Here is a 23,327-nt window from a genome sequence, read left to right as displayed (position 1 = left end):
CGCTGGCACTGCGCTCGGCGGCGCCCGGACGGGGCGGCGCCGGCCGATGGCCGGGGCGCCGAGGTGCTGGTCCCCGCTCCGCAGCCGACCGGCTAACCGCTCCCTTTTGAACGCGAAACAGCCCTGTGCGCTTGGCTTGCTTCGTCGTCTGCCTTCTGCCTTAATGGCGCCACCGGCGGCTCGTCCCCGGCTCAGGGGACGCGGCCGCGCACTTCTCACGGCCCCATGTCCTGCGGCCAATTAGGGGGACACGCTTCCATGCTTGCTTTGTACGTTGCCATTGCGTGCGGTGGCTTGGCGCTAATCTATGGCGCCTGGGCCCGCGGTTCGATCCTCGGCGCCTCGCCCGGCACCCCGCGCATGCAGGAGATCGCCGGCGCCATCCAGGAAGGCGCGTCCGCCTACCTCAACCGGCAGTACCGAACCATCGCCATCGTCGGCGTGATCGTCGCTGCGGTGCTGGCACCGACCCTGGGGCTCTATGCCGCCATCGGCTTCGTCATCGGTGCTCTGTTGTCGGGCCTGGCCGGCTATATCGGCATGCTGGTCTCGGTGCGCGCCAATGTGCGCACCACCGAGGCCGCGCGGTCGAGCCTGCAACGCGGCCTCGACATCGCGTTTCGCGCCGGCGCCATGACCGGCTTGCTGGTCGCCGGCCTGGCACTGCTGTCGGTCGCCGTCTACTACTGGTTGCTGACCGGCCCGCTGGGCTATGCCGCGAACGACCGCACGGTGATCAACGCCTTGGTGTCATTGGGCTTCGGCGGCTCGCTGATCTCGATCTTCGCGCGCCTGGGCGGTGGTATCTTCACCAAGGGTGCCGATGTGGGCGCCGACCTGGTCGGCAAGATCGAAGCCGGCATCCCCGAGGACGACCCGCGCAACCCGGCGGTGATCGCCGACAATGTGGGTGACAATGTGGGCGACTGCGCCGGCATGGCCGCCGACCTGTTCGAGACCTATGTGGTGACCATGGGCGCCACCATGGTGCTGTCGGCGCTGTTCGTCGGCGCTGAGGCGGAAGCGCTGATGGTGCTGCCGCTGGCCATCGGCGGGGTGTGCCTGGTGGCATCGATCATCGGCACCTTCTTCGTCAAACTGACCCGCGACGCCAACATCATGGGCGCGCTCTATCGCGGCTTCTTGATCAGCGCCTGTGTGTCGGTGTTCGGGCTGGTGGCGGCGATCTGGATCGCCCTGCCCGGCGGCTATGCCTATGAATTCACCGTCGGCACCGAGACCTATACCGGCTTTTCGCTGTTCTTCTGCGGCCTGATCGGACTGGTGGTCACCGGGCTGATCATCTGGATCACCGAATACTATACCGGCACCGGCAAGCGCCCGGTGTCGTCGATCGCCAAGGCGTCCGAGACCGGCCACGCCACCAACATCATCCAGGGCCTGGCGATCTCGCTCGAATCCACCGCCCTGCCCGCCCTGGTGATCTGCGCCGGCATCATCGGCGCCTATGAACTGGCCGGGGTGATCGGGCTCGGCTTCGCCGCCACCACCATGCTGGCGCTGGCGGGCATGGTGGTCGCGCTCGACGCCTATGGGCCGGTGACCGACAATGCCGGCGGCATCGCCGAGATGGCCGAGCTTGAAGCCGATGTGCGCGAGCGCACCGACGCCCTCGACGCGGTCGGCAACACCACCAAGGCGGTCACCAAGGGCTATGCCATCGGCTCGGCCGGGCTTGCCGCTCTGGTGCTGTTCGGCGCCTACAAGGCCGACCTCGACCTCTATTTCGCCGATCTGGCGGTGAGCTTCGAGTTGACCAACCCCTATGTGGTGGTCGGGCTGTTCATCGGCGCGCTGCTGCCCTATCTGTTCGGCGCCATGGGCATGACCGCGGTCGGCCGCGCCGGCGGTGCGGTGGTCGAAGAGGTGCGCCAACAGTTCCGCGACAAACCGGGCATCATGAAGGGAACCGAAAAGCCCGACTATGCCAAGTCGGTGGACCTGCTGACCCGCACCGCGATCCGCGAGATGGTGGTGCCGAGCCTGTTGCCGGTGCTCGCCCCCCTGGCGCTGTACTTCGCCATCTATGGCGTCGCCGGCCAAGGCCAGGCGTTCGCGGCTCTGGGCGCGCTGTTGCTCGGCGTGATCGTGTCGGGGCTGTATGTGGCGATCTCCATGACCGCCGGCGGCGGCGCCTGGGACAATGCCAAGAAGTATATCGAAGACGGCAACCATGGCGGCAAGGGCTCGGAAGCCCACAAGGCGGCGATCACCGGCGACACGGTGGGCGACCCCTACAAGGACACCGCCGGCCCGGCGGTCAACCCGATGATCAAGATCACCAACATCGTGGCGCTGTTGTTGCTCGCGGGCCTCGCCGGCGGCCACTGACGCCGCAGCCCGCCCCGACAGACGCGAAAGCCCCGGCGAGCCTGCCTCGCCGGGGCCTTTTTGTCTCAAGCCCGGTGCCGTGGCGGTCGGCCCGCTGCCGGACCGGGCCGACGGGGCGCACCGATGAGCCGTGCCCGCTGCCCGAGGCGTTAGCGCCCCGACCCCGCCATGCCGCCGGGGCCGGCGGCACCGAAGCGGCCGATATTGCTGAAGATTTGTTCGAAAAAGCCCATCTCGCGACCGCGCGACGCGGTCTTGTCGCCACGCGGGGCGACGGCTTGGGCATCGGCCAGGGTATAGCGCTCCAGGCCCTCGAAATAGCCTTCATTGTCGAAGGTGAATTGGAGCACCCGCTGGCGCGTGGTCTCTTCGGGCAGGAAGGCAATCTTTTCCTGGCGCTGCTGGATGTAGTACCAGACATTGTCGCGGAACGTGCTGGCCGCTGTGGGATTGCCCAGCGCCGAGGCCACCGACTGCTTGTTGTCGACGCCGGGGCGCAGTTCGTCGACCACTTCGCGGTCGATCACATAGCCGTGGGTGCTGGCGCGCTGCAATTCCAGGCAGCCGCCAAGGCTCAGCGCTGCGGCAGTGACAAGGGCGGTGGACACAATCTTTCGGGTCAAGGGCGAATCCTCTATATCCTCGCCGGCGGGCCGGCTACGACGCCGCGCGCTGCGCGTCGATCGGTTGCAAACGACGGACCGAACCTTGCGGCGCGCGGGTGATAGAGCCAAGTTTGAAGCGAGGCGTCAAGAGTGGCGCCGCCCAGTTTGTATGAGGAAGCCCATGTTCAGCCGATGGAGGCAAAACCGCACCCGCCGGGAGCAGGCGAAGCGGCTTTACGACCGCGCCGTCGCCGCGGCGCGCCGGCCGGTCTTTTATGACGTCTTCGGCGTGCCCGACACGGTCGACGGGCGGTTCGACGCGCTGATTTTGCACGTGTTCGCCCTCATTCACAGCCTCGACGGCCGTGACGAGCCGGCGGCGGCCGAGTTGCAGCAGCGCGTCCAGGAGTGCATGGTGGTCGACTTCGACCGCTCCTTGCGCGAGGCCGGCGTGGGCGATTTGAGCGTCGGCAAGAAGATCAAGTCGATGGCCCAGGCGTTCGGTGGCCGGTTCGAAGGCTATCGCGCCGCGCTGATCGGCGACCGGGACCTGGCCGAAGCCGTGGCACGCAACCTGTTCGGCGTCGAGACCATCGACGACGCCCCGCACGCCAAGGCGATGGCCGACTATCTGTGCCAGGCGATCGACCATCTGGCCGCCGAGCCCGTGGAGCGCTTCGAGGCCGACCGCATCACCTTCCCCAGCCCCCGTGCCGAGACTGCCGCATGACCGACCGCCAGGACATCAACCCGCAACCCACCGACCGCCTGTCCAAGCCGCTGGCCGACGCGGTCAGCCGCGCCGACCTGGCGGAAAACGGGCCGCGCACCGTTCATGTGACTGCCGACGCGGATCAGTGCAAAGCCCTGGCCGACCGCTTCGAGCTGTCGGCGGTGGACGCAATGACCGCGCAGGTGACGCTGACCGCCATCGACGGCCCCGGCGTGCGCATCAAGGGCCATATCGACGCCACCGTGGTGCAGCCTTGCGTGGTCAGCCACCGGCCGGTCACCGAGCGGGTGGTTGACGACTTCACGCTGCAATTGCTGCCCGCCGCCCGGGTCGAAGAGGTCGAAGAAGAGATGGTGATGGACCCCGACGCCGACGAAGTGGACGTGCTCGACGGCGACCGGGTCGACCTGGCCGAGATCGTCGCGCAGTCGCTGGCACTGGCGCTCAACCCCTATCCACGCGACCCGGCAGCGGAAATCCCCGCCGCCGCCACGAGCCTCGGCGGCAACGCGGACGGTGACGCCGAGAGCGAAACCAAACGGCCCAATCCCTTTGCGGTGCTGAAAAAACTCAAAGACGGCTCTTGATGGGGTCGGCATTTGCAGTATTGTGCCGGCTTCCGCGCTGTCCCGACCCTGCGGACCCGCCGGGGCGGCGATCGGCATTTTCGGATCGTCCTGTATTGAGAGAGTTTCGTTGAGCGATCGACTGACCATCGCGCTGGACGCCATGGGCGGAGACGCCGCCCCCGACATCGTGGTGGCGGGGGCGGAGCGCGCGCGCGAAGTGTACCCCGACGCGGGTTTCTTGTTTTTTGGCCGTCGGGCGGCGCTGGAACCGCTGCTGGCGAAGCGCCCGACGCTCGCCGCCAATGCCGAAATCCGCCACACCGACGACGTGGTGTCGCCCGACGACCGGCCGAGTACGGCGGTGCGACGCGGGCGCAAGTCGAGCATGGGCCTGGCGCTCGAAGCGGTCCGCCAGGGCGAGGCACACGCTGCCCTGTCGGCCGGCAACACCGGCGCGCTGATGGCCATGGCCAAGGTGATGCTCAAGACCCTGCCGGGCATCGACCGCCCGGCGTTGGCGTCGTTTCTGCCCACCTATCGCGGCGACAGCATCATGCTCGACCTGGGCGCCAATGTGGACTGCGACAGCGAAAATCTGGTCCAGTTCGCGGTCATGGGCGCCGCCTTCGCGCGCACCGTGTTGGGCCTGAACACCCCGAGCGTCGGCCTGCTCAACATCGGCGAGGAAGAGCTCAAGGGCAATGACACCATCCGCCGCGCCGCCGAACGGCTGCGCCGCGACGACATGGCGTTCGACTTCGCCGGGTTCGTGGAAGGCGACGGCATCGGCCAGGGCCAGTGCGACGTGGTGGTCACCGACGGCTTCACCGGCAATGTGGCGCTCAAGACCGCCGAAGGCACCGCCCGGCTGATCTCGCGCCTGCTCGCCGACGCGTTCCGGGCCACGCTGCTGGCCAAGCTCGCCTATGCGCTCGCCGCGCGCAGCCTCGGCGCGCTCAAGGATCATCTCGACCCCAACAACCATAATGGCGCCGTGTTCCTCGGCCTCAACGGCCTGGTGGTCAAAAGCCACGGCGGTGCCAACGCCGCGGGCTATGCCGCCGCCATCGGCGTCGCCGTCGACATGGCGCGCGCTGATCTGTGCCGCCTGATCGCCGACGACGTGGCCCGTTTCAAAACCAAAGAGGGCGCGGACACCGCGTTGCAAACCCAGTGACCCTTCGCCGTTCCGTGGCCGTCGGCTGCGGCGCCTATCTGCCTGAGCGCTGCCTGACCAATCACGACCTCGCCCAATCCGTGGATACCTCCGACGAGTGGATCGTCGAACGCACCGGCATCCGCCAACGCCACATCGCGGCCGAAGGCGAACTGACCAGCGACCTGGGGATTGCGGCGGCGCGCCGGGCGCTCGACCATGCCGGGCTTACCATCGACGCCATCGACCTGATCGTCGTCGCCACCGCAACGCCCGACGAGACCTTCCCCGCCACCGCGACCCGCATCCAGGCCGCCCTTGGCATGACCCACGGCGCGGCCTTCGACGTTCAAGCGGTGTGCTCGGGCTTTATTTATGCGCTGACCACCGCCGACGCCTTCATCCAGGCCGGCAAGGCCGAGCGCGCGCTGGTGATCGGCGCCGAGACCTTCAGCCGCATCCTCGACTGGCAGGACCGCGCCACCTGCGTGCTGTTCGGCGACGGCGCCGGCGCGGTGGTGCTCGAAGCCCGCGACCAGCCGGGCGACACCGGCCGCGACCGGGGCATCCTGGCCAGCCATCTGCGCTCCGACGGTCGCCACCATGACCTGCTTTATGTGGACGGCGGGCCGTCGTCGACCAAGACCGTCGGCCATCTGCGCATGAAGGGGCGCGAGGTGTTCCGCCACGCGGTGGTCAACCTGACCGAGGCGGTGGAGAAGACTGCCGAGCGCGCCGGGCTGAGTGTGGCCGACATCGACTGGGTGGTGCCGCACCAGGCCAACAAGCGGATTCTCGACGGCACGGCTAAGAAGCTGGGCATCGCGCCCGACAAGGTGGTCAGCACCGTCGACCGCCACGCCAACACCTCGGCCGCCTCGGTGCCGCTGGCGCTGGCGACCGCGGTCGGCGACGGCCGCATCCAGTCGGGCGATCTGGTGATGCTCGAAGCCATGGGCGGCGGCTTCACCTGGGGCGCCTGCCTGCTGCGCTGGTAGCGCGCGGCTTCCGGTTGGGCGAGACCCGGGGCCAACCGAACCAAGCCGCATGTGCCCGGCCCGGCTGTGAATTGCCGCTGCCCGGTCCGTCCGGCCTCGGACCCGTGTCAGATCCGCGCCAGGCCGGCCTCTGGGCTGTCGACCGATTGCCGCGCAAGTTGGTAACTACATTGAATTGGGCGCCTTTTCGCCTTAAGCTGTTCGAGTCAAGAACATGTCAGAGGGTCAGGGGGTAGCCGGATGTCGCACAAAACCTTGACGCGAGCCGATCTGGCCGAAGCGGTCTACAAGCAGGTCGGGCTGTCGCGCAACGAAACGGCGGATCTGGTCGAGTCCGTGCTCGAGACCATGACCGACCGGTTGGTCCACGGTGAGACCGTCAAGATTTCGTCGTTCGGCAGCTTTGTGGTGCGCCACAAGGGCGGCCGGGTCGGTCGCAATCCCAAGACCGGCGAAGAGGTGCCGATCGAGCCGCGCCGGGTGCTGGTGTTCCGTCCGAGTCAGATCATGAAGGACGATATCGACCAGGGCATCAAGGCGCGCGGCGGCCTGTCGGCGTTGAAGACGGATCAGGCGGCGGCGGAATAGGCCGCGGCGTCTCCCATGACCGGCGAGTCGTCGCTTCCCCCCGCCATCATCGACGCCGAGGCCGCGTCGCAAGACACGCCTCAAGCCTTTGGCTCCGCCGACGGGCCGGGTCGGACCGCGCCCGATGCCACCGATACCGGCCAACCGCCCACACGCGCGACGGACAAGGCCGCCGGAGCCTATCGCACGATCAGCGAAGTCTCCGCCGAGTTGGACCTGCCGGCCCATGTGCTGCGCTTTTGGGAAACCAAGTTCAGCCAGGTCCGGCCGCTCAAGCGCGGCGGCAACCGCCGCTATTACCGGCCGCAGGACGTGGAGGTGCTGCGCGCCATCAAGGCGCTCCTATACACCGATGGCGTGACCATCAAGGGCGTTCAAAAGCTGTTTCGCGACAAAGGATTGCGCGCCACAGTTCACGATCGCCTGGCGTCGGACGCGGGCTTGGCGTCCTTGATCGGTGCGCCCCGCGATCAACAGCCGGCGGCCACGTCTTCGCCAAGCCAAACGAGCCCCACATCGCCCACGCCCTCCTCTGCACTGGCGCCGGGGGAACCGGCGCCACGAGGCGAGCCGGCATCGTCGGCCCCGGCTTCGACTGCTGATCTGGCATCGTCCGATCCGGCGCGATCTGCGCCGACACGCGACCGTGCGCGCCCGGGCTCGGCGCCACTATCGGGCCTTCAAACGCCCAGCGATGCGCAGGGTCTTCTGACGGAACTCCGCGCCATCCGCGGCCTGTTGCGAGGTTGATGGCTCGGTGCGGCGGGACGGGTATTTTCTCCTTGTCCTTTGCTCACGAACCCATTAGAACGCGGCTCACATCGTCGGGGAGTAGCTCAGCCTGGTAGAGCACTGTGCTGGGGGCGCAGGGGCCGGAGGTTCGAATCCTCTCTCCCCGACCATTCAATCAAGCAAGTCGATAACAGACGCACAGCGACGGCCGGGACGCTCGGACCTCGGTCTTTTCTGTACCGGGTCGGCGGGTGCCGGGTGGTGCCCCCAAGGCTGTTGCCGGTTGCCCGTCCTACGACAGATCGTTGCCCCCGCCAGCCAAACCTTCTCTGTCGATTCGATGCTGCTTCGGTCCTCGCCGTCGTTCGAAAGCCCGATCCGTCCAGATTTTGGCTGACACGGGGCACGATCCAGCCACCGGCCACCGGCCACCGGCGCGCGAAAGCCGGCGAGAGCAGGCCGCGTGTTGACGGAAGCGCCGGGAGCCCTCCCAGCCGGTCGGTCGGTGTGTGAGGCAGGATAGGGGCGGGAAAAGGCGGCCAGTCCCTCCGTCGGGCAGCGGCGAGGAGGTTCGGCATCCTCCCTCCCACCGCCGTCAAATGGACGGCCCGGTGTCGTCTTGAAGAGCAGCTGAAACCTGGTCCATGGGCGGCGACCGCCACGCGAATCCAATTGCAGCCCACACGCAGTTCATCCTCGACCTGATCGCCGGGAAGCCGGATCGGACCGCTGGTGATAATCGTGGCCGATCTTGGGGAAGCCGGCGCCACCCGGTGCGCCTTGCCGGCCTTCAGCCGCTCGGCCCGGCCCCGGCCAGATATCGGCCGCCAGGTCGATGTCGGGGGCATACCCGCCACGCCCCGCGGCCGCGGCGCCATGAACGCCGCCGTCTCGGGCCAGATCAAGGCCGGAGGATGGCGCACCCGACCGACGCAGCAACATATATTCCAGATCGTCTTTCCATTGGGCGGGAGCAGAGCGGCAGCGACTTGAGCTGTTTGGCGGTCAGTCGATTGTGCACCCCGCCCTTTTTGCTCCACCCAAGTGCAGCGGTCTTGGGCGAAGAATGCGGGTGGATGCGAAGACCGGTCAAGCCGGAGAAGCGCATAAAACGGCGCCTGAGAGGCCGCTACGGAACACTGTCGGGAGGGGGTGGCGGAGAGGACGGGATTCGAACCCGCGAGGGGTGATTAACCCCAACTCGCTTAGCAGGCGAGCGCCTTAAGCCACTCGGCCACCTCTCCACGGGCGGGGATATCAGCGGCGCCGCCAGGTGTCAACAAAACGCGACCGGGTTTTTGTCCACACCCCTGAACCCATCCCATGCCGTCGGCCACCCACCAAAGCCGGCGTCGGGATCAGGCGATCAGATTGGGCATCGCGTCGGCGCTGGCGACCCGCTCGGCGGGCAAGGTCACGGTGACCGTGGTGCCCAAACCCGGCAGGCTATCGAGGTCGAGCGCCCCGCCATGGGCTTCGGCCAGAGCCTTGACCAGCGGCAAACCCAGCCCGGTGCCCGCTTGGCGGCGCACGCGCGACACACTGCCCTGCCCGAACGGCTCCATCACCCGCGCCAGATCGCCCGGCGCAATACCGCACCCCTCGTCGACCACCCGGGTCGCGAACCGGCCGTCGGCCAGAACCTCCGCCTCCACCCGCACTTCACTGCCCGGGTCGGAGAACTTGATGGCATTCGACAACAGATTCATCAGCATCTGCCGGTACAACTGCATATCCATACGGACCAGCGGCAGGCCAGCACCGGCCGTCTCGCGCACCAATACCGACGCACGCTCGGCCATGCCGCGCATGATCCGAACGACCATCACGATCAGTTCGTGCGGATCGTGATAGTCCTCGTCGAGGTCGAGACGTCCGGCCTCGATCTTGGACATGTCCAGAATCGCGTTGATGACGTTGAGAAGATGCTTGCCACTGGCATTCACGTCCTCGATGTATTCGCCATACTTGGCTGGCCGGATCGGCCCCAATTGCTCCTGGCAAACCACGTCGGTAAAGCCGATGATGGCGTTCAGGGGCGTACGCAACTCATGGCTCATGTTGGCCAGGAACAGCGACTTGGAGCGCACCGCAGCCTCCGCCTGGAAGCGCGCGGTCTCCAGTTGGTCAGCGGTCTTGCGCGCCTCGGCCATGTTGGCTTGCAATACCGACAGCGCCGTGCCGAGCCCCTCATATCGACCCCGGCGGGTGATGATGAACCCTTCGGTCAACGCCGCGGGACGGTCGGCGGCGAGCACCTGGTTGAGCGTGTCGAGCGAAATGTCAGCCTCGACGATCAGCGGCTGGGCGTCCATCAACACCGTGATCGGCTTGCGCTCGAACAACGGCCGGCCGAACTGGCCCGCCATCTCGACCAGCAGATGCTGGCGGTTGACCAAGCCACGCGGCACGCCATCGGCCACCACCGGCACGGCGAGAAGGTCACGCTCGCTGCGGAAGATTTCGTAGACGGCCCCGCATGTATCCGCCGGCGACACAACGGGGGCCGCCTGGGCAAGACTGCCGATCTGGATCATGGCCACTGTACTTCACCCTGAGCGAACACCGCCCGACGCTAGCGGGATTATGTTAACTCAATGTGACGCATTGTCGGATGACGTTAGTCGACCGTCAACCATGATGTCCGGACCGATGACGGAAGCAGGCGCCCCGGCCCGGACAAAGTGCTTGAAACTCAAAGAAACGGCCGGCGCACGAGACACCGGCCGATCTCGATCCAATCGACTTTACCGCCCGTGGGTTGTGCAAAGCACAGAGCGGCCGGATGGACCGCCCAAGGCTCAGCGGTCGGATCGCGAAACGCTTCAGGCCTGGGCCAGCTTGGCCTTGAGGATCTCGTTAACCGCCTGGGGGTTGGCCTTGCCGCCGGTGGCTTTCATCGCCTGGCCGACGAAGAAGCCCAACAGCTTCTCCTTGCCCGCCTTATACTGTTCGAGTTGCTTGGGATTGTCGGCGATCACCTGGTCGCAGATGGCCTCCAACGCGCCGGTGTCGGCGATCTGTTTGAGCCCCTCCTCCTCGACGATCTGGCCGGCGGGCTTGCCGGTCTCGACCATCTTCTCGAACACGTCCTTGGCGATGCGGCCCGAGATGGTGCCGTCCTCCTGCAGCGCCAGCAACTCAGCGCCGGCGTCGGCCGACACCGGGCTGTGGGCGATGTCGAGCCCGGCCTTGTTGAGATGGGCGAACAGTTCACCGATGACGAAGTTGGACGCCTTGAGCGCCACCTCGGCGGGCTGCTTGCCGGTGCGCGCCACCAGGGCGGCCAGCAGGGTGTCGAAATAGGCCGCACTTTCCTTCTCGGCCACCAGCACGCCGGCGTTATAGTCCGGCAGACCCAACTCGGCGATCAGGCGCTGCTTCTTCTGGTCCGGCAATTCCGGCAGGTCGGCCCGGCAACGGTCGACGAACGCGTCGTCGAATTCCAGCGGCAACAGGTCGGGGTCGGGGAAATAGCGATAGTCGTGCGCCTCTTCCTTGTTGCGCATGGACCGGGTTTCCATGCGCGTCGGATCGAACAGGCGGGTTTCCTGGTCGATGGTGCCGCCGGCTTCGAGAATGTCGATCTGGCGCCGGGCCTCCACCTCGATGGCCATCATCACGAAGCGCACCGAGTTGACGTTCTTGATCTCGCAGCGCGTGCCATAGGGCGCGCCCGCCTTGCGCACCGAGACATTGACGTCGGCGCGCATCGACCCCTGCTCCATATTGCCGTCGCAGGTGCCGATATAGCGCAGGATGGTGCGCAGCTTCTTCAGATAGGCGCCGGCCTCTTCGGGGCTGCGGATGTCGGGCTTGGAGACGATTTCCATCAGCGCCACGCCCGACCGGTTGAGGTCGACGAAGGTATAGCGCGGGTGCTGGTCGTGCATGGACTTGCCGGCGTCCTGCTCCAGATGGATGCGCTCGACGCCGACGGTCTTGGTGCGGCCGTCGCCCAGGTCCAGGTGGATCTCACCCTCGCCGACGATCGGGTACTGGAACTGGCTGATCTGATAGCCCTGCGGCAGGTCGGCGTAGAAATAGTTCTTGCGGTCGAAGCGCGACCATTTGTTGATCCGGGCGTCGAGCGCCAGACCGGTGCGCACCGCCTGGGCCACCACCTCGGCGTTGATCACCGGCAACATGCCGGGCATCGCCGCGTCGACCAGCGACACATGGCTGTTGGGCTCGGCGCCATATTCGGTCGACGCGCCCGAGAACAGCTTGGAGCGCGAGATCACCTGGGCGTGAACCTCCATGCCCACGACGATTTCCCACGGGCCGGTGGCGCCTTCCAGGGTGTAGACGGGGGCTTCGGCGGTGCTGGTCTCGGTCATCGGCGGCTTCTCTGACTGGGCTGAAAACAGGAGACGGAACCGCCCCGACGCCAGGTCGCGGACGGTCCCTCAATCGGTCGCCTGTGTAGCAAGCCAACCGCCCCGGCGCTAGGGGGCAGCCGCCGGTGTTGGCGCCCGGCTCCTTAGCGCACCCGGCCCGATGCGTGCCCCGGTGGGTACCCTGCCCCTTAGCGCCGCCTGCCCCGGACCGGGAGCGGGCTCAGAACGAGTAGCGATAGATATTGCCGCTCCACGGGTCCTCGCAGATCTGGGTCCAATACCCCTCGTCGATCTCCAGGTGCAGGTCGCGAATGCGCAGCGCCGGCTCGCCGAACACATCGGCCAAGGACTTGGTCAATTGGGCCAGATTGACCTCGCGGTCAGGCAGAAAGTGCTTCACATGGCCGGGCGCGGTATAGCCTTCGGATTTTTCGGTCGGCCGAAACGGCTTGGCGTCGGGGTCGATGGCGCGCAGCGCCGGCGCTTGCGTGCACGGGGTGATCGGCTCGCCCGGAGCCTTCGGTGTCTTCATCGGATCGTTCCTTTCTAGGGAGTGAGACGAACGCGAACGCAACGGACACGGGGCGCGGCGGGAACACCGGCGGACGCGAGCCACCGCCGCTCAAGCGGTCAAGCGGTATAGACCGGGGCGGCATTGGTGCGGTCGCACGAAACGGCGGGAACCGGGGGCCGGTCGGCGCGGGGCACGCCGCGCTCGTCCAGACGCCGGGCGATATGCTCATACACGCGGAACAGGCTGGGGCAGTAATAGTCGCGCGCGTCGATATCACCGAAAAACTTGTACGAGCGGGCCTGGCAGCCGCCATGGCACACATGCTGCCAGCGACAGCGCGCGCATTGCGGGTCGACCGCGCGGTCGCGATAGGCGCGCGCCACCGGCCCGGCCATCAGCGTCGCCAGATCGGCGTCCAGAATATTGCCGTAGCGGGTGTCGGCGTGCCCCGACAGCGACGCGCAGGGATAGACGTCGCCCACCGGATCGATGGAGATATTGGTGTCGGCGCAGCGCGCAAGGCCCACACAGTCGGCCGGCCGGCCGGCGGCGATGGCGCGGGTCTTGAACACGAAGTCCGAGCAATAGACATAATCCTCGTCGGCGTCGAACCAGCGATCGTAGAGCCTGATCCACGGCTCGGCATAGTCTTCGCGGCCGAGCCCCACATCGTCATAGGCCTCGCGCGCACCGCCCGACTTGTTGATCGGGATGACGTTGAACGGCAGCCCGCGCGCCGCCAGCAGGTCGTAAAGCTCGTCGACCCGGTCGCGATTGGCGCGGCTGATCACCACGCACACCCCAAGCGGCAGGCCGGCGGCCTGCACGCTCTCGACCGCCGCCATCACCCGGTCGAACGAGCCACGGCCGCGCTTGTCGAGGCGATAGGCGTCGTGCACCGGCTTCGGCCCGTCGATCGACACCGACAGGCTGAACCGCTCGCGCGCGAACAGATCGAGCCAGGCGTCATTGATCAACACGCCATTGGTCTGGATCGAATTGGCGTAGGTCAGGTCGCCGGCATAGTGGCGTTGCAGGTCGCACGCCTGCTCGTAGAACGCCCGCCCGGCGACCATCGGCTCGCCGCCGTGCCAGATGAAGCTGACCCGCCGGCCGGGGGCGTGGGCGCGCGCATAGGCGAAGGTTTCGGCGATGGTGCGTTCCAGCGTCTCGTCGCGCATCACCGGGTCGCGCACATCGTCATTGTAACAGTAGGTGCAGGCCAGATTGCAGATATGGGTGGGCTTGATGACGGCGGTGAAGATCATGGCGCTCGCCCCTGTCTTGAAGAGACCCGGCTCGGACGGACAACGCGCTCGATCACCACATTACACAAGTAATGCATGTTATGCGTGTATGGTCAAACGATGCCGCAACCGCACGCAAATGCGACACAGATGCATCTCGGCGCGTCGGCCAAGTGCCTTTGGGGACAAGGGAAAGGGGCTATAAGCGCTGACGCCGCCGCCTCACGGTCGGCGGTAGCCTCAGCGCGCGCGGCACGCCCGGGCCGTCCCGACTCGGCCCGCGGTCGCGCCGCCAAACCGCCCTGCCCGTCATGGTCCGAACGCCGCGACGCAATCCAGCCGCCGCCGGTCATGGGCGCCCGGAGCCAGCCGGGCATCGGCTCGGCCGCCAACACCGCCAACTTGCCGCGCCACTGTGCCGTGGCTTGCCATGACGGGCGGGTTGGACGCGAAAGCGGGCGACCGGAGGTCAGACCAGCCGGCTTTGTTCCAGGCAGGCCTTGACGAAGCTTGCGAATAGCGGGTGCGGGTCGAACGGCTTGGATTTCAGTTCAGGGTGGAACTGCACGCCGATGAACCAGGGGTGGTCGCTGATCTCGACGATCTCGGGCAGCCGGCCGTCGGGCGACATGCCGGAGAACACCAGCCCCGCCTGTTCCAGCGCCTCGCGGTAGCGCACATTGACCTCAAAGCGGTGGCGGTGGCGCTCCCAGATGGTGTCGGCCTGGTCGTAGATGGCGTGCACCCGGCTGCCCACCTTGAGCGCGCACGGATAGGCGCCGAGGCGCATGGTGCCGCCCTTGTCGGTGTCTTCCGAGCGCAGCTCGACGCCGGCGTCGGTGGCCCATTCGGTGAGCAGGCCGACCACCGCCTGGTCGCTGTCGCCGAACTCGCTCGACGTGGCGCCGTCGATGCCGGCCAGGTGGCGCGCCGCCTCGACCACCGCCATCTGCATCCCGAAGCAAATGCCGAAATAGGGCACATTGCGTTCGCGGGCGAAGCGGGCGGCGGCGATCTTGCCTTCGGCACCGCGCTGGCCGAAGCCGCCCGGGATCAGGATGCCGTGCACGTCTTCGAGCCGCTGGGCGGCGTCCTCGGCCTCGAACACCTCCGACTCGATCCACACCAGGTTGAGCTTGACCCGGTTGGCGATGCCGCCATGGGCCAGCGCCTCGTTGAGCGACTTGTAGGCGTCCTGAAGCTCGGTATACTTGCCGACCACCGCGATGGTCACCTGGCCTTCGGGATTGTGCAGGCGTTCGAGAATGTCGGTCCAGACGCCCAGATCGGGCGCCGGCGCGTCGTCGATCTCGAAGGCGCGCAGCACCTCGGCGTCGAGGCCGCGATGGTGGTAGGAAATCGGCACCTCATAGATGCTCGACACGTCGAGCGCCGGCACCACCGCCGATTGCGGCACATTGCAGAACAGCGCGATTTTGCGCCGTTCGCTCTCGGGGATCTCGCGCTCCGAGCGGCAGACCAGCACGTCGGGCTGGATGCCGATGCTGCGCAGTTCCTTGACCGAATGCTGGGTCGGCTTGGTCTTGAGCTCGCCCGCCGCGGCCACATACGGCACCAGCGTCAGGTGTACGAAGATCGCCCGGCCGCGGCCCAGATCCACATCCATCTGGCGGATCGCCTCGAAGAACGGCAGCGCCTCGATATCGCCCACCGTGCCGCCGATCTCGCACAACATAAAGTCGATGCCGTCGGATTCGGCCAGCGCGAACGCCTTGATGGCGTCGGTGACATGCGGGATCACCTGCACCGTGCCGCCGAGGAAGTCGCCGCGGCGTTCCTTGTTGATGATGTCCCAATAGACCTGACCCGAGGTGACATTGTCGCTGCGCCGGGCCGAGACGCCGGTGAAGCGCTCATAGTGACCCAGGTCCAGGTCGGTCTCGGCGCCGTCGTCGGTGACGTAGACCTCGCCGTGCTGATAGGGGCTCATGGTGCCCGGGTCGACATTGAGATAGGGGTCGAGCTTGCGCAGCCGCACGCTATAGCCTCGGGCCTGCAACAGAGCGCCTAAGGCTGCCGACAGAAGACCCTTGCCGAGCGAGGAAACCACACCGCCGGTGATGAAGACATACCGCGTCATGGACGCCTCTTATACGCCATATCCGGCCGTTGGCCAGGAGAAACGCCCCTGACCCGGCCGCGATATCGATGAACCATGGGGTGGAGTTAGTTGCGCACCGGCACTTCGGGCTTGTCGGCGGCGGGCTGGTCTTCGACCTGCTCCATCACCGAGCTCGGCCCGGTGTTCTGACGGGCAATCAGCGCCAGCCCCATGCTGGTGGCCAGAAAGCCGACCGCGAGCCAGACCGTCAGCCGGGTAAACAGGGTCGCAGCGCCCCGGGCCGAGACCAGCCCGCCGCCGCCACCGCCAATACCCAGCGCGCCGCCCTCGGACCGCTGCATCAAAATCACGCCGACCAATGCCAGCGCCAGGATCAAATGAACGACCAGAAGAATGGTTTCCATGACGCGTCCTCACCGCCCGTTGCCCCGCCACCATCGCCGGGGCAGCCGAAAGGCGGGTCGATAATGCAAAAACCCCGCCGGCGAAACCCTTTTCTATCCGGCGGGCCGTGAATTTTCCGCTAACGGCGGTATGCATCCAAGATGGCGTCGAAATCGTCCGCCTTCAAGCTCGCACCGCCGACCAGCAAGCCATCGACACCGTCGACGGCCGCGATCTCGGCAGCATTGCCCGGCTTGACCGAGCCGCCATAGAGCAACCGCAGCGCCGCAGCACCAGCGCCCAGGCGCGCCTCCAGCGTCCGCCGCAGGGCCTGGTGCATGGGCGCGATATCGCCGACCTCGGCGACCCGGCCGGTGCCGATGGCCCAGATCGGCTCATAGGCGACCACCGTGTTGGCCGGCGTCGCGCCGTCGGGCAGCGAGGCGGCCAGTTGCGCGCACACGGTCGCTTCGTGATCGCCGGCCTCGCGCACCGCCAGCGCCTCGCCCACGCAAACGATGGCGGTCAGGCCGGCGCGGTGGGCGGCGGCGGCCTTGGCGGCGACGGTGGCGTCGTCCTCGCCATGGTCGGTGCGGCGTTCGGAATGGCCGACGATCACCGCCTTGGCCCCCAGTTCGGCCAGCAGCCCGGCGGCCACGTCGCCGGTATGGGCGCCCTGGTCCTGGCCGTGGCAATCCTGGCCGGCGACGGCGATCGGCTGACAACGCTCGGCGCACGCCTCGGTCGCGGTCACCGCCAGCGACACCAGCGGGTGCGGCGGGCAGATCATCACGTCGCAAGCGGCCTCGGCGCCGGTCAGACGCTGCACCAGGGCATCCATATACGCGCCCAGATGCGCGAACGACCCGTTCATCTTCCAGTTGCCGGCAACCAGCCGACGGCGCGGGGACACCATATCTCAACCTCCCAAAAGCAGTGAACCAATGGCGATATGCCCGAGACCGGGCCACACCTTGCACGAAAGCGACGTTGGGTCTACCAGAACAACCGAACGCAAACACCGGCGGCGCTGCTCAAGCCGCCGGCGGCGGAATGGGACGGCCTCATGTTTGAAAAGATCGGCAAGAACCTGAAATCCTTCTTCGCGACGCTTTTGTTGGCGGTGTTGATCGCCAGCTTCGCCGTCTGGGGGATCGGCGACGTGTTCGGCGGCGGCGCCGGGCGCACCGTGGCCCGCGTCGGCACCAAGGAGATCAGCGCACAGGATTTCTATGCCGAATTCCAGCGCACGCTGCGCCAGATCCAGACCCAGGCCGACCAGGCCATCGACCGCGAACAGGCGATCCAGTTCGGGCTGCACATCCGGGTGCTGTCGCAACTGGTCGACCGGGCCATTCTGGACAACAAGGCCGACGATCTGGGCTTGCGCGCCAGCGACGCCCAGGTGCGCGAGACCATCCGCAGCTTCGAGGGTCTCAAGGACGCCACCGGCAACTTCGCCCTGCCGCTCTACGAAGCGCAGTTGCAGCGCGCCGGCTACACGATCCCCGAGTTCGAGACCCTGATCGCCGAGGATGTCGCCCGCACCCAGTTGATCGACGCGGTGAGCGCCGGGCGCGTGGTGCCGGAGCCGCTGTCCCGCGCCCTGTTCCGCTATCGCTACGAAACCCGCACGGGCCAGGTGATCAGCGTCCCGGCAAGCGCGGTCACGCTCGACACCCTGCCCGACGACGCGACGCTCAAGGATCGCTACAAGGCCAACCAGGGCGCCTACATGACCCCCGAGTATCGCGGCGTCACGGCCCTGTTCCTCGACCCCGGCCTGCTCGCCGACCCCGAAGCGCTCGACGAGGCGGCACTGCGCGACGCCTATCAACAGCGCGAGCGCGAGTATAACCAGCCCGAAACCCGGACCGTGCGCATCCTGACCCTGGACAGCGCCGCCGAGAGTAGCGCCCAAAGCGCCTATGCGCGCATCGGCGCGGGCGAGGACTTCGCCGCCGTGGCCACCGCCTTGACCGATTTCTCCGAGGAAGAACTGGCGATCGGCCGCCAAAGCCAGGCCGAGCTGGAAGACACCTACGGCCCGGCGATCGCCCAGGCCGTGTTCGCGCTCGACGACCAGGGCGTGACCGAACCGCTGCAAAGCGCCTTCGGCTGGCACCTGTTCCAGGTCACCGCCATCGAGCCCGGCCGCACCCGCAGCTTCGAGAAGGTGCAGGACGAACTGGCCCAAGACCTCGCCATGGATGCGGCGCGCGAGCGGGCCTATGACCTGTCCATGGACGTGGAAGACCGGCTGGCGGCCGGCGAGACCCTGGAGACCATCGCCGCCGACCTGGACCTGCCGCTGTCGACGGCCGAGCGGATCTCCGGGCAAGGCCTGGGCGCCGATGGCAAGCTGGTGTCGACCCAGCCGTCGCTGTTGCCGGTGCTCGACAACGCCTTCGCCCTGTTCCCGTCGGACGACCCCGAATTGATCGACTATGCCGACGGCGGCTATGCCTTCGTGCGCACCGACAGCATCACCGAGCCCGCACCCAAGCCGTTCGAGGCGGTGCGCGGCCAGGTGGAAGACCGCTGGCGGGCCGAGGAGCGCCAGCGCCTCGCCGGGCTCAAGGCCGACGACCTGCTGGCCCGGCTGCGCGACGGCGCCGACCCGCAGAGCCTCGCCGAGGAAGCCGGCGGCAGCCTGGTGGAGCCGCGCCCGGTGACCCGCGCCGAACGCGGCGGCGACGCCATGACGCCGGCAATCGCCGAGTTGCTGTTCGCGCTCGACGCCGGCCAGGCCGATCTGGCCCGGGCGTCCAACGGCGACGGCTATGTGATCGTGCGCACGCTCGACGTGACGCCCGGCGACCCGGCCGCCCAAGCCGACAGCTATGCCGCCCTGCGCCAGCAGATGGCCGCGCAAATGACCAACGAACAGATCGTCCTGATCCGCGACGCGGTGCGCGAACGGATCGAGATCGAAACCTACCCCGAGGTGATCCAGCGCGTGCTCGACACCCAGGGTCGCGGCTAGAAAGGCACCGCCCATGCCCGTCAACCCCACGGCCGTGGCGCCCGACCGCGCCACGGTGGTCGACCGCTACGCGCGCGGCCAGGCGACCGCCTTGCACCTGCGCCTGGTCGGCGACCTGGAAACCCCGGTGTCGGCCTATCTCAAGCTGGCGGTACCGGGACAGCCGGGCTTTCTGCTGGAATCGGTCGAAGGCGGCCGGGTGCGCGGGCGCTATTCGATCATCGGCACCGCGCCTGACCTGTTGTGGCGGGTGCGGGGCGACCGCGCCGAGGTCAACCGCCAGCCGGGCGACGATCTCGACCACTTCGAGGCCGACGACACGCCGGCCACCGAGCGCGAGGCGGCGCCGCTGGCCTCGCTGCGCCGCCTGGTCGACCGCTCGCGGCTCGACCTGCCGCAGGGGCTGCCGCCCATGGCCGGCGGGCTGGTGGGCTATCTGGGCTATGACACGGTGCGCTGGATGGAGCGGCTGGGGCCGGTCAAGCCCGACCCGCTGGGGCTCGCCACCAGTTTCTTCATGCGCCCGCGCCTGACCGCCGTGTTCGACACGGTGACCGACTGGCTGACCCTGGTCGCGCCGGTGCGCCCGACGCCCGGGCTGTCCGCCGACGACGCCTATGACGCCGCCTGCGCCGCCCTGCACGCCGCCCTCGACCGGCTGCGCGGCCGCCTGCCCGACGCCCGGCGCACCGGCGGCCAAGACGGCGCGCAGCAGACCGCCCCCGCCGCACAGACCGTCACCGACCGCATCGTCTCGAACACCGGGCCCGAGCGCTACCACGCCATGGTCGAGGCGGCGCGCGAACATATCCGCGCCGGCGATATCTTCCAGACCGTGTTGTCGCAGCGCTTTTCGGCGCCCTTCACCTTGCCGCCGTTCGCGCTCTATCGGGCGGTGCGGCGCACCAACCCCTCGCCGTTCATGTTCTTTCTCGACCTGCCCGACGGCGCGGTGGTGGGGTCGAGCCCGGAGATCCTGGTGCGGCTGCGCGACGGCACGGTGACCGTGCGCCCGATCGCCGGGACAAGGCCGCGCGGGCCCGACCCGCAGGCCGATACGGCCCTGGCCGAGGACCTGCTGGCCGACCCCAAGGAACTGGCCGAACATCTGATGCTGGTGGATCTGGGCCGCAACGATGTGGGCCGGGTCGCCGATCCGGGCAGCGTCACGGTCACCGCGCGCAACGTGATCGAGCGCTACAGCCATGTGATGCACATCGTCTCCAACGTGGAAGGCCGCATCGCCCCCGACCGCGACGCCATCGACGCGCTCAAGGCCACCTTCCCCGCCGGCACGGTGTCGGGCGCGCCGAAGATCCGCGCCATGGAGATCATCGACACCCTGGAGGCCGAAGCGCGTGGGCTCTATGCCGGCGCGGTGGGCTATTTCGCCGCCGACGGGTCGATGGACAGTTGCATCGTGTTGCGCACCGCGGTGGTCAAGGACGGCATGATGCACGTCCAAGCCGGCGCCGGCATCGTCGCCGACAGCGACCCCGCGTCCGAGCAGCAGGAATGCGTCAACAAGGCCCGCGCCCTGTTCCGCGCGGCAGAAGAGGCGGTCCGCTTCGCCGGCGGCTAAGGGCCCTAATCGCCCCTGGACGCCGCTGAGCGGCCCTGGGGCGCCGCCACACCTGGCGGGTCTCGATGACCGACGGGCGTAGAGGGCCGGCGCCCCGCTCGCCGCCCGGCGTCCGGCGCCCGCGTCAGGGGCGGGCGAGCAGCAGGCCGGCCAGCGGGGCGAGCACCGAGAGCAGCGCCGCGGCGACGCCCACCGCCGGCGCGAACAGGCCCGCCGGCACCAGGAACATGGCCATACCGTTGATCACCAGCAGCGCCCACAACACCTGGGTGCCGCGCGCGCCGAACCGCTTGGCCCAGGTCAGCGTCGCCAGCAGATGTTCGGGCGTGCCCGGGCCGACGGTCAGGTCGGCGGCGCGGCGCACCGGTGCCGGCGCGTCCGCCGCCGCGATCGCCAGGTCGGCGGTGCGCATCAGCGCCAGGTCCGACACCGACGACACCATCGCCGCCGTCGGGCCGTATTGACGGCGCAGCCCTTCCATTTCTTCGAGCCGCCGGCCCGGCCGGCCGCCGAGCGCGCCGAGCGAGCTGTTGTCGCCGACCCAATCGGCTTCGAGCGCCTCGGGCTGGGGCATCAGCACGGTGGCCTGTATGCCCTCGGCCTTGAGCGCTTCGAGGCTGTAGAGAAATGGCGCGCGCGGCCGGTCGCCGAGCCCGATCAGCGCCAGCGCCCGACGCCGCGCACCGGCCTCGGCCAGCCACAGCACCTGATAGCCCTCATTGGCCCACACCGCCGCCTGATCGGAAAACCGCCGATAGCCGACCCGGTGCGCCGACAACAGCGCCGGCGTGCCGAGCAGGATCGTGCGCCCGGCCACCTCGCCCACATAGCCCCGGTCGGGGTCGCCGCGCCGTTCGCTGGCCTGGCGCAGGTCGCTGCCGGCCCGGTCGGCGGCGACCGCCAGCGCCTCGGCCAGCGGGTGCTCGATGCGGCCGACCACCGCGCGCGCCAAGCTCAGCGCCTCGGCCTCGGTCACATCGTCTTCCGTGCTCACCGGGCCGACCGCATAGCGCCCGGGCGTCATCAGCCCGCGCCAGCCGAAACACAGATGGGCGATCCGCCGGGCGCCCAGCGACGCGTCCAGATCGTGCAGACGCACCCCTTGGGCATGCGCCAGCCGCGCCGCGATGGCGTGGCTCATCGGCCGGTAGAGCGCCAGCCCGGCGGGGTAGGCGAGCGCGAACACCGCCAGCGCCGCCTGGACCCCGCGCGCCGGCTCGCCGAGCCCGGCGGCGAGACCGAACACCGGCGCCAGCACCAGCGCCACCGCCAGCGACCAGCGTGCCAACCGCACCTCGCCCTGGCCGCCCTGGCCCTGGCGCGCCGGCACCGCGCGCGCCAGCGCCCCGGCCTCGCCGAGCAATGACTGCACGCCGACCTCCTCGACCCGCGCTTCGGCCGCGCCGCTCAATACCGGGCTGCCGGCGAACACCTTGGCACCCTGTCGGCAGGTACGCGGCACCGGGTCGCCGGTGACCGGCCGGGTCAGGATCTCGACCACGCCGGCGATCACGGTCGCGTCCACCGGCACCACCTCGCCAGCGCGCAGCAGGATCGTCGCACCGGCGCCCAGATCGGCCACCGGCACTAGGTCGCCGGCAGCGTCCGGGCCGCCGCGCCGCCGCGCCATCGCCGGCGGGTCGAGCGGCGGTCCGTCCACATGGGCGCCCGGGCGCGGGTCGGCGCTGACCCTGAGCGACCGGCCGAGCAGCGCCAGCGTCACCAACAACGCCGCCAACGGCGCCAGACCGACCCCCGCCGCCTCGCCCTCGGCGACCCAGCGCCAGGCGCTGTGGGTCCAGCCCGCCGTGCTCGCCAGGGTCAACACCACCAACGGCCCGACGCGCAGCCGCCGCGCTTCGTCCACCGCCGCGCGGTGCAACGGCCAGCCGGCGCCCCACTGCACCGCACTGGCGATCACCAGCAGCAACACCGGCGGCAACACCGGCGCCCCGCCGGCGTCGCGCAGGCCGATCATCGCCAGCAACACCGCCGTGCCCAGCGCCGCGACGATCAGCGGCAGGGTCAGCATGCGGCCGTCGGCCGCGCCGCGCCGGCCCAGGTCGAACCCGCCCACCGCCAGTTCGCCGGGCGTCGGCCCCGACGGCTCGGCCCAGACGCTCGGCGCCTCCGGGGCGTCGGCAAGCTCGAAATCGGCGTCGTCGGACAGCATGTCGGTCGCCGCGTCTGGCGCCGCGTCTCTTACCGTTTCTGGCGCCGCATCGGCGGCGGGGCGCGGCTCGGCGCGGCTGAGAGCCGGCGCGCGGGTGCCGTCGGCCCCGGCGTCGTACGATCCGCCACCGGTCACCGGCCCGGCCGGCGGCGGGTGCGCGCCCGCCGCGTCTTGGCTTTGCCTGCCGCTGTCCATCCCCACCCCTTGGCTTGTCTTGCGTGGCGTCTGTATCATGGCGTCCCGGTTGGCGCGGCGTGGTCGCCCGGCGGTTTGCCGCGCTGCTTC

General features: G+C 68.6%; 18 protein-coding genes and 2 tRNA genes. 10 read left to right on the top strand and 10 right to left on the bottom strand.

What is annotated here, in order from left to right; translation table 11 throughout:
* Positions 1–258: 258 nt before the first annotated feature.
* Positions 259–2,352, top strand: coding sequence for a sodium-translocating pyrophosphatase (locus EV659_RS00205; protein WP_132706389.1), 2,094 nt, complete (start codon positions 259–261; stop codon positions 2,350–2,352).
* Between the two features lie 149 nt (positions 2,353–2,501).
* On the opposite strand, the gene EV659_RS00200 is transcribed toward EV659_RS00205, so the two are convergent.
* Positions 2,502–2,975, bottom strand: a complete 474-nt coding sequence (locus EV659_RS00200; RefSeq protein WP_165878624.1) for an outer membrane protein assembly factor BamE — start codon at positions 2,973–2,975, stop codon at positions 2,502–2,504.
* Positions 2,976–3,138: 163 nt separating this feature from the next.
* Here EV659_RS00200 and EV659_RS00195 point away from each other — a divergent pair, with 163 nt between their 5' ends.
* From EV659_RS00195 to EV659_RS00165, 7 genes are all read left to right on the top strand, one after another.
* Positions 3,139–3,687, top strand: a complete 549-nt coding sequence (locus EV659_RS00195; RefSeq protein ID WP_165878623.1) for a ubiquinol-cytochrome C chaperone family protein — start codon at positions 3,139–3,141, stop codon at positions 3,685–3,687.
* Complete coding sequence (locus EV659_RS00190) at positions 3,684–4,277, top strand: YceD family protein (protein WP_132706384.1); 594 nt, start codon at positions 3,684–3,686, stop codon at positions 4,275–4,277. Before EV659_RS00195 ends, EV659_RS00190 begins: the two co-directional genes overlap by 4 nt.
* Before the next feature lie 109 nt (positions 4,278–4,386).
* The gene (gene plsX / locus EV659_RS00185; RefSeq protein ID WP_132706383.1) at positions 4,387–5,436 is read left to right on the top strand and encodes a phosphate acyltransferase PlsX; all 1,050 of its coding nucleotides are present in this window, start codon (positions 4,387–4,389) and stop codon (positions 5,434–5,436) included.
* Positions 5,433–6,413 carry a beta-ketoacyl-ACP synthase III gene (locus EV659_RS00180; RefSeq protein ID WP_132706381.1) on the top strand — a complete coding sequence of 327 codons (981 nt, stop codon included), beginning with the start codon at positions 5,433–5,435 and terminating at the stop codon, positions 6,411–6,413. Before plsX ends, EV659_RS00180 begins: the two co-directional genes overlap by 4 nt.
* A 240-nt stretch (positions 6,414–6,653) precedes the next feature.
* Positions 6,654–7,001: an integration host factor subunit alpha gene (locus tag EV659_RS00175; protein ID WP_132706380.1), complete on the top strand. Its 348-nt coding sequence runs from the start codon at positions 6,654–6,656 to the stop codon at positions 6,999–7,001.
* Between the two features lie 15 nt (positions 7,002–7,016).
* Positions 7,017–7,751, top strand: a complete 735-nt coding sequence (locus tag EV659_RS00170) for a MerR family transcriptional regulator (RefSeq protein ID WP_132706379.1) — start codon at positions 7,017–7,019, stop codon at positions 7,749–7,751.
* Between the two features lie 75 nt (positions 7,752–7,826).
* Positions 7,827–7,903: transfer RNA gene (locus EV659_RS00165), tRNA-Pro, on the top strand.
* A gap of 983 nt (positions 7,904–8,886) precedes the next feature.
* On the opposite strand, the gene EV659_RS00160 is transcribed toward EV659_RS00165, so the two are convergent.
* The 8 genes from EV659_RS00160 to tpiA form a co-directional block, all read right to left on the bottom strand.
* Positions 8,887–8,977, bottom strand: a tRNA-Ser gene (locus EV659_RS00160).
* Between the two features lie 114 nt (positions 8,978–9,091).
* Positions 9,092–10,270, bottom strand: a complete 1,179-nt coding sequence (locus EV659_RS00155) for a sensor histidine kinase (protein ID WP_132706378.1) — start codon at positions 10,268–10,270, stop codon at positions 9,092–9,094.
* Positions 10,271–10,558: 288 nt separating this feature from the next.
* Positions 10,559–12,073, bottom strand: coding sequence for an Asp-tRNA(Asn)/Glu-tRNA(Gln) amidotransferase subunit GatB (gene gatB, locus EV659_RS00150; protein ID WP_132706376.1), 1,515 nt, complete (start codon positions 12,071–12,073; stop codon positions 10,559–10,561).
* Positions 12,074–12,293: 220 nt separating this feature from the next.
* Positions 12,294–12,605 carry a hypothetical protein gene (locus tag EV659_RS00145; protein ID WP_132706375.1) on the bottom strand — a complete coding sequence of 104 codons (312 nt, stop codon included), beginning with the start codon at positions 12,603–12,605 and terminating at the stop codon, positions 12,294–12,296.
* 98 nt (positions 12,606–12,703) lie between these two features.
* Positions 12,704–13,855 carry a dynobactin maturation radical SAM/SPASM protein DynA gene (dynA, locus tag EV659_RS00140; protein WP_132706374.1) on the bottom strand — a complete coding sequence of 384 codons (1,152 nt, stop codon included), beginning with the start codon at positions 13,853–13,855 and terminating at the stop codon, positions 12,704–12,706.
* Positions 13,856–14,303: 448 nt separating this feature from the next.
* Positions 14,304–15,935 carry a CTP synthase gene (locus tag EV659_RS00135; protein WP_132706372.1) on the bottom strand — a complete coding sequence of 544 codons (1,632 nt, stop codon included), beginning with the start codon at positions 15,933–15,935 and terminating at the stop codon, positions 14,304–14,306.
* An 86-nt stretch (positions 15,936–16,021) separates the two neighbouring features.
* Complete coding sequence (gene secG / locus EV659_RS00130; RefSeq protein WP_132706370.1) at positions 16,022–16,321, bottom strand: preprotein translocase subunit SecG; 300 nt, start codon at positions 16,319–16,321, stop codon at positions 16,022–16,024.
* A gap of 119 nt (positions 16,322–16,440) precedes the next feature.
* Entirely contained in the window at positions 16,441–17,217 is a 777-nt protein-coding gene (gene tpiA / locus EV659_RS00125; protein ID WP_132706368.1) for a triose-phosphate isomerase, read from the bottom strand.
* A gap of 150 nt (positions 17,218–17,367) precedes the next feature.
* On the opposite strand from tpiA, the gene EV659_RS00120 reads away from it, so the two are divergent.
* Together EV659_RS00120 and trpE are read left to right on the top strand one after the other, a co-directional pair.
* A complete protein-coding gene (locus EV659_RS00120) occupies positions 17,368–19,287 on the top strand; it encodes a peptidylprolyl isomerase (protein ID WP_165878622.1) in 1,920 nt (639 codons plus the stop codon).
* A 13-nt stretch (positions 19,288–19,300) separates the two neighbouring features.
* Complete coding sequence (trpE, locus tag EV659_RS00115; RefSeq protein ID WP_132706364.1) at positions 19,301–20,869, top strand: anthranilate synthase component I; 1,569 nt, start codon at positions 19,301–19,303, stop codon at positions 20,867–20,869.
* A gap of 124 nt (positions 20,870–20,993) precedes the next feature.
* Here trpE and EV659_RS00110 read toward each other — a convergent pair whose 3' ends face one another.
* Positions 20,994–23,237 carry a P-type ATPase actuator domain-containing protein gene (locus EV659_RS00110; protein WP_165878621.1) on the bottom strand — a complete coding sequence of 748 codons (2,244 nt, stop codon included), beginning with the start codon at positions 23,235–23,237 and terminating at the stop codon, positions 20,994–20,996.
* Positions 23,238–23,327: the final 90 nt, after the last annotated feature.

It is taken from the genome of Rhodothalassium salexigens DSM 2132 (assembly GCF_004341375.1).
GTDB classification, from domain to species: Bacteria; Pseudomonadota; Alphaproteobacteria; order Sphingomonadales; family Rhodothalassiaceae; genus Rhodothalassium; species Rhodothalassium salexigens.
This window is presented reverse-complemented; position numbering and strand designations above follow the sequence as displayed.

Excerpts from the sequence above, each read along its gene's own strand:
- secG (WP_132706370.1), bottom strand. The coding sequence starts at position 16,321 with ATGGAAACCATTCTTCTGGTCGTTCATTTGATCCTGGCGCTGGCATTG.
- EV659_RS00155 (WP_132706378.1), bottom strand. The coding sequence starts at position 10,270 with ATGATCCAGATCGGCAGTCTTGCCCAGGCGGCCCCCGTTGTGTCGCCG.
- EV659_RS00135 (WP_132706372.1), bottom strand. The coding sequence starts at position 15,935 with ATGACGCGGTATGTCTTCATCACCGGCGGTGTGGTTTCCTCGCTCGGC.
- tpiA (WP_132706368.1), bottom strand. The coding sequence starts at position 17,217 with ATGGTGTCCCCGCGCCGTCGGCTGGTTGCCGGCAACTGGAAGATGAAC.
- trpE (WP_132706364.1), top strand. The coding sequence starts at position 19,301 with ATGCCCGTCAACCCCACGGCCGTGGCGCCCGACCGCGCCACGGTGGTC.
- dynA (WP_132706374.1), bottom strand. The coding sequence starts at position 13,855 with ATGATCTTCACCGCCGTCATCAAGCCCACCCATATCTGCAATCTGGCC.
- gatB (WP_132706376.1), bottom strand. The coding sequence starts at position 12,073 with ATGACCGAGACCAGCACCGCCGAAGCCCCCGTCTACACCCTGGAAGGC.
- EV659_RS00190 (WP_132706384.1), top strand. The coding sequence starts at position 3,684 with ATGACCGACCGCCAGGACATCAACCCGCAACCCACCGACCGCCTGTCC.
- EV659_RS00110 (WP_165878621.1), bottom strand. The coding sequence starts at position 23,237 with ATGGACAGCGGCAGGCAAAGCCAAGACGCGGCGGGCGCGCACCCGCCG.
- EV659_RS00145 (WP_132706375.1), bottom strand. The coding sequence starts at position 12,605 with ATGAAGACACCGAAGGCTCCGGGCGAGCCGATCACCCCGTGCACGCAA.
- EV659_RS00120 (WP_165878622.1), top strand. The coding sequence starts at position 17,368 with ATGTTTGAAAAGATCGGCAAGAACCTGAAATCCTTCTTCGCGACGCTT.
- EV659_RS00175 (WP_132706380.1), top strand. The coding sequence starts at position 6,654 with ATGTCGCACAAAACCTTGACGCGAGCCGATCTGGCCGAAGCGGTCTAC.
- EV659_RS00170 (WP_132706379.1), top strand. The coding sequence starts at position 7,017 with ATGACCGGCGAGTCGTCGCTTCCCCCCGCCATCATCGACGCCGAGGCC.
- EV659_RS00195 (WP_165878623.1), top strand. The coding sequence starts at position 3,139 with ATGTTCAGCCGATGGAGGCAAAACCGCACCCGCCGGGAGCAGGCGAAG.
- EV659_RS00205 (WP_132706389.1), top strand. The coding sequence starts at position 259 with ATGCTTGCTTTGTACGTTGCCATTGCGTGCGGTGGCTTGGCGCTAATC.